5 protein-coding genes and 1 pseudogene are annotated in these 5893 nt (G+C 71.1%); 2 read left to right on the forward strand and 4 right to left on the reverse strand.

The features are described from left to right. Positions 1 to 176: pseudogene (locus AB0637_RS24675) on the reverse strand (erythritol/L-threitol dehydrogenase); the annotation flags it as partial. A 249-nt stretch (positions 177 to 425) separates the two neighbouring features. Between AB0637_RS24675 and AB0637_RS24680 the strand changes: the two are divergent. Together AB0637_RS24680 and AB0637_RS24685 are read left to right on the forward strand one after the other, a co-directional pair. After that, positions 426 to 1382 carry a sugar-binding domain-containing protein gene (locus AB0637_RS24680; protein WP_366175428.1) on the forward strand — a complete coding sequence of 319 codons (957 nt, stop codon included), beginning with the start codon at positions 426 to 428 and terminating at the stop codon, positions 1380 to 1382. Continuing rightward, complete coding sequence (locus AB0637_RS24685) at positions 1379 to 2143, forward strand: glucose 1-dehydrogenase (protein ID WP_366175429.1); 765 nt, start codon at positions 1379 to 1381, stop codon at positions 2141 to 2143. The genes AB0637_RS24680 and AB0637_RS24685 overlap by 4 nt, the downstream gene beginning before the upstream one ends. Before the next feature lie 171 nt (positions 2144 to 2314). Here AB0637_RS24685 and AB0637_RS24690 read toward each other — a convergent pair whose 3' ends face one another. The 3 genes from AB0637_RS24690 to AB0637_RS24700 all read right to left on the reverse strand — a co-directional run. Then, positions 2315 to 4033: a methyl-accepting chemotaxis protein gene (locus AB0637_RS24690; protein WP_366175431.1), complete on the reverse strand. Its 1719-nt coding sequence runs from the start codon at positions 4031 to 4033 to the stop codon at positions 2315 to 2317. A 159-nt stretch (positions 4034 to 4192) separates the two neighbouring features. Then, complete coding sequence (locus AB0637_RS24695; protein WP_366175433.1) at positions 4193 to 5161, reverse strand: substrate-binding domain-containing protein; 969 nt, start codon at positions 5159 to 5161, stop codon at positions 4193 to 4195. 225 nt (positions 5162 to 5386) lie between these two features. Then, positions 5387 to 5893: Gfo/Idh/MocA family oxidoreductase (locus AB0637_RS24700; protein ID WP_366175432.1), on the reverse strand; the 507-nt coding region annotated here is incomplete at its 5' end.

Consider the following 5893-nt stretch of genomic DNA (forward strand, 5'->3'; position numbering starts at 1 on the left):
TTCTCGTCCCCCCAGAACTTCGCCGCCCCGTGGTAGCACTTCAGGTCACTGGCGCAGATCCCCACCGCCTCGACCTTCAGCAACGCCTCACCGGGCCCGGCGACGGGGACGGGGACCTCTTCCAAGCGGTAGTCGTGCGGTCCGTGCACGATCACCGCCTTCATCGTGTCTGCCATGAACTGCTCCTTCGCAGCACGCTCCGGGTGGACCGGGAGCGGAAGTGTGAGGTCGGCTGTCGGACAACTCGTCGGTGGGTCGTCGTGGTGCGAGCCCCACGGGGGCCGGTTCTCACCGGGTTCCTCCGTGGTCTTCCGAACGCTAGGACCAGTACGGCACACTTGTCCAGCACATGCGTGCAACGATCTGGTGACCGGCCCGGCGACGGAGCCGACCGGCCCACGAGCGCACGGACGGGAGGGGTGCCGGTGGCCCACACCGAGCGGTTCCCCCTGGCACTGGCCCACACGGCCGCGACGCTCTACTACCTCCAGGAGGCGACCCAGGCCGAGATCGCCGAGCGCATCGGGACGTCCCGGGCGACGGTCAGCCGGCTCCTGCGCGAGGCCCGCGACCGGGGGCTCGTGCGCATCGAGGTCCTGCCGCTGCCGGAGCAGGACCCCGGCGACCTGGCGGAGAAGGTCCGCGTCGCCCTCGGCCTGCGCGAGGTCCGGCTCTGCCCGCCGACGTCCGAGGCGCACGTCGTCGAGGCCGTCTCGCCCACGGTCTCCGCGGTCCTCGCCGGACTCGGCCTCTCCGCCGGAGACGTCCTGCTGGTCTCCTCGGGCCGGACGCTGCACGAGATCGCCGAGCGGGAACTGCCTTCCCTAACCGGGGTCGTCGTGGTGCCCATGGTCGGCGGCCAGGACGAGCCCGAACCCTGGTACCAGACCAACGAGATCACCCGGCGGGTCGCGGCGGCGGTGGGTGGGACTCCCCGGTTCCTGCACGCTCCCGCCTTCCCGGGGAGGAGGCTGCGGCGCAGCCTCGTCGAGGACCCCGAGTTCCGCCGGTTCACCGGGTTGTGGGCCGACGCGCGGTGCGCCCTCATGGGCGTCGGCGCGCCGCCCCTGCGCCGCGCGTCCCTGCCGGGGTTCGTGCCGACGGGCGAGGCTCCGCTCGCGGGTGCCGTCGGCGACGTCGCGTCCCGGTTCTACGACGCCTCCGGCGCCGAGATCACCTACGAGGGGGCGGACCGCCTCATCGCCATCCCGCTCGACGTCCTCGCGAGGGTTCCGGTCCGGATCGCCGTCGCGTACGGCGCGCTGAAGGTGCCGAGCATCGTCGCCGGCGCCCGTGGCGGGCACTTCACCCACCTCGTCACCGACCCGGCCACGGCGTCGGCCCTGCTGACGACCACACCCGACCCCCTGGAGGGCCAGTGACTTCCCCGTTCGACCTCACCGGCCGGCGAGCCCTCGTCACCGGCGCCACGCAGGGCCTCGGCACCGACGTCGTGCGGACGCTCGCCGCCGCGGGCTGCGACCTGGTCCTCAGCGCGCGCAGCCGCGACGCGCTCGAGGCGCTCGCGCAGACCCTCGTCGGGGAGCACGGGATCCGCGTCGAGGTGGTCCCGGCCGACCTCTCCGACGCCGACGACACCGAGGCCCTCGCCGTCGCCGCCCTCGCCGCGTTCGGCGGGCTGGACGTCCTCGTCAACAACGCGGGGATCTCCGTGCCGCAACGCGTGGTCGACGTCGACGCGGCGACGTGGGACCGCGTCCTGGCGGTGAACCTGCGGGCGCCCGCGCTGCTGGGCTCCCGGGTGGGCCGCGCCATGGCGGACGCGGGCCGCGGGAGCATCGTCAACGTGTCGTCCGTCGCCGGGTCCCTGGCTCTGGCCGAGCACTTCTCCTACTCGGCCAGCAAGGCCGGTCTGCTCATGGCGACGAAGGTGCTGGCCCTGGAACTGGGTCCGTCCGGTGTCCGCGCGAACTCCGTCAGCCCCACGGTCGTCATGACCGAGATGGGGCAGCGGGTGTGGGGTGAGGAGACGAAGGCGGCCCCGATGGTCGCGCGGATCCCGCTGGGCCACTTCGCTCAGCCCTCCGACGTCAGCAGCGCCGTCGTCTACCTCGCCTCCGACGCCTCGGCGATGGTCAACGGCGTCGACCTCAAGGTCGACGGCGGGTTCTCCGTCGCCTGACCTGTCGCAACCCACCGACCGCCGGACGTGCCGGACCCGGATCCGGTCTCGTGCGACCGCGACCTCCTCCAGCACCCGGAGGTCGACGACTCCGCTGCTCCGCGCCCTCCCGTGACCTCTGCCCTCTGGACGGGAGACGACCGGGTCGACTCCGGGCGGCCGACGCCGCCGTCAGAACCGGAACCGCCCGACGAGGGCCTGCAGGTCCTGCGAGGCGCGTGACACGTTCGCCGCGGTGGCCGCTGTCGTCGACGCGCTGCGCGTGGTCTCCTGCGCACCGGAGGCGATGCCCGAGATGTTCGCGGCGATCTCCCGCGAGCCCGTGGAGACCTCCGTGACGTTGCGGACCATCTCGCTCGTCGTGGCCGACTGCTCCTCCACCGCCGCGGCGATCGTCGCCTGCAACCCGTCGATCTGCGCGATCACGTCGGCGATCTGCGCGATCACGCTGGTCGCCGCTCCGGCATCGGCCTGCGTCGCGTTCACCTTCGCGACGATCTCCTCGGTCGCTCGCGCCGTCTGCTGCGCCAGCTCCTTCACCTCACCGGCCACCACGGCGAAACCCTTGCCGGCGTCGCCGGCTCGGGCCGCCTCGATGGTCGCGTTGAGGGCCAGCAGGTTCGTCTGCTCGGCGATCGAGGTGATGAGCTTGACCACGTCGCCGATCTCGCGGCTCGACGTGCTGAGCCGGGCGATGGTCTCCCCCGCCCCTTGCGCCGCCGCCACGGCGGTCGCCGCCGTCTCGGACGCCTGTGCCGTGGACGTCGCGATCTCGCGGATCGCCGAGGTCATCTCCTCCCCTGCCGCTGCCACCGTCCCGATGTTCGCGCTGATCTCCTCGGTCGCCGCGGAGACGACCTGCGACTGAGCCGCGGACTCGGCCGCTCCGGCGGACAGGGTGCCGGCCACCGACGTGAGCTCCTGGGAGGACGTCGCGAGGTTCCCCGCGTGCCCCGACAGCTGCTGCATGACCTGCGCCAGCGACGACGTGGACGTGTCCAGCGCCCGCGACAGGGCCCCCAGCTCATCTCCGCTGTCGTAGTCGACGCGCTGGTCCAGACGCCCCTCGGCCAGGCCCTCGACGACGGCGACGGTGCGTGTGAGGGGTCGCACCACCGACCGTGCGATGAGGACGAACAGCGCCGAGACCAGAGCCAGGCCGAGAGCGGCTACCGACAACAGTTCGACGACCGATCGGTGGTAGGCCGCCTGACCGTCGTCGGCGGCCGCCGCCGCAGCCCTCGACTCAGCCGACTGCATGTCGTCCAGGGTGGTGTTGATGTCCGCGAACGCCTTCAGCGCGGGGGACGCCCGGTAGGCCGCGACCCACGCGGCGTTGTCCCCCGTGATGGCCTCGGGATCGAGGTCGTCGACACGGGCCTTCCGGTAGGTCAGCAGGTTCGCCTGGAAGCTGTCCCGCTGGGCCTGGGTGCTGCTCGGGGAGGAGGAGAGGTAGTCCTTCCAGGCCGCGTCGACCTCGGCGTCGTGCCCGGCGCGGTTCTTGTCCCGCACCTCCGCCGTCTTCACCTCCGGCTCCTGGGTGATGAGCATGTCGGTGTTGTCCTTGGCCGAGGAGTTGAAGGAGGCCCGCACCCGGCCCAGTGAGACCGCCGACGTGACGTTGTGCGCGTACATCTCCTGCTGCCCGGCGGACAGGTCGTGGGCGACGCTGACCGACATCGCGGTCAGCCCGCCGGTCATGACCAGGACCATCACTCCGACACTGGTCAGCTTCCGGCCAACCGTCATGTCACGGATCAACGTCATCGTCTGGCTCCTCATCGGTGGGGGCGTGGCGTCGCACCGAGCCGCCCCCGGAGAGGCGATCGAGCCTGTGGTGCCCGGGACCACCTCCGTGGTGGACGAGCACGACTCCCGCTCCCCTTTCATCGTCGAAATCACCCCCGACCTGAACCCCGGTCGGCCGTTCAGAACTGCGGGAGTCGGGGTTCCCGGTCGGCGTCGACCAGTTCGGCGGCGCCGGAGGCGCCCGTGGACGACGAGACCCCGGCGGGCGGATGCCCACCGGGGTCTCGCGGTCGCGGTCGGTCAGCGGTTGCCCGCCTTGGCGTACGTGGCGATCGCGTCGATGTTGGTCGAGTCGATGAACGCCGGACCGGTCAGGGTGGGCTGCCCACCTCCGATGGTGTTGCCGTTGTTCAGGTACAGCCACAGCGAGTCGATGGCCTCGTAGCCCTGGAGGTAGGGCTGCTGGTCGACGGACCACTCGACCTTCTTGGTCTTGATGGCGTCCACCAGTTCCGCGTTGGTGTCGAACGTCGCGAGCTTGGCCTTGCTGCCCGCCTCGGCCAGCGACTGCGTCGCGATGAGCGCGATCGGCGCCCCGAGCGTGATGACGTGGTCGATCGAGGGGTCCTGCTGCAGCTTCGCGGTGATGGTCGACTGGACGGACGGGGCGTCCGTGCCGTTGACGTAGATGGTCTCGACCGAGCCGTTGGCGCCGACACCGGAGGTCACCGCCTTGCACCGCTCCTCCAACGCGCTCTGGCCCTGGGTCTGGATGACGCAGAGGACCTTCTTTGCGCCCTCGGAGACGAGGCGCTGACCGGCGGCCGTCCCGGCGACGGTCTCGTCCTGACCGAAGTACCCGATGAGGCCGAGGTCCTTCCAGTCGTTCTTGCCCGTGTTGAACCCGACGACCGGGATGCCTGCGTCCTCGGCGTTCTTGATGGCCGGGGCCAGCGCCGACGCGTTGGGCATCGACACCGCGATGGCGTCGACCTTGGCGTCGACGGCGTTCTGGATGAGCGTCGCCTGCTGGGTCGCGTTGTCGTTGTTCGAGTACTGGTACTCGATGTTGTCCTTCTTGGCCGCCGCGTCGGCGCCCTTGCGGACGATGTCGAAGAACGTGTCACCCGCCGATCCGTGGGTGATCATCGCGACCTTGAACTTGGGTGTGCTGGCCGCCTGACCGCCTCCGGAACCGTCGTTGCTGTTGTCGGCCGCACCGCCGGTGCTGCTGCAGGCCGCGAGGCCGAACGCCGCCACCGCCAGCATCGCCACGGTCCGAAGTCCTGCACGAGACTTGTTCATCTGGTTGTTCCCATCCTCTTCGACAGGTTCCGTCCGCACTCTGCGGACCGGTTGTCAGTCCGACCGATCGGGTGTTGCACACCTGCGCCGACGGTCGGGCCGGGCGGTGCATCCGTGGGGTGGCGCACTCGCGACCGGGCGCGTGCCGGTGCGAGCAGGGAGTGGTGGAGTTCAGTCGGTGAGTGGTGTTCAGGGGCGGGGGCCGAGGTCGACGACGACCCGCTCCCCGGTCCGCAGGGACTGGACCCCGGCGGCGCAGACGGCGGCCGCGGCGTACCCGTCCCACACACCCGGGCCGTCCACGTTCGTCCCGGCGCGGACCGCGTCGACCCACCGCTGGAACTCGGTGTCGTAGGCGGCGCCGAAACGCTCCTTGAAGTCCTTCGGGATCGCACCGCCCCAGCCGCGACCCGACTGGGTCACCATGCCCCCCGCCATGCCCTCGGGCAGCCCGATCCGGGCCTGCCCCCTCTCGGCCACCAGCTCGGTGCGGACCTCGTACCCGAACGTCGTGTTCACGAAGATCTCCACGTCCACCAGGACACCGGACTCCGTCTCCATGATCACGAACTGCGGGTCCAGCAGACCCTGCGGCGCCGAGGACGTCGACCGCGGCGCGATGACACGGATCGCCACGACCTCCTCCCCCGTCAGGAAACGGACCGCGTCCACCTCGTGCACCACGGAGTCCAGCAT

It is taken from the genome of Kineococcus sp. NPDC059986 (assembly GCF_040702905.1).
GTDB lineage: Bacteria > Actinomycetota > Actinomycetes > Actinomycetales > Kineococcaceae > Kineococcus.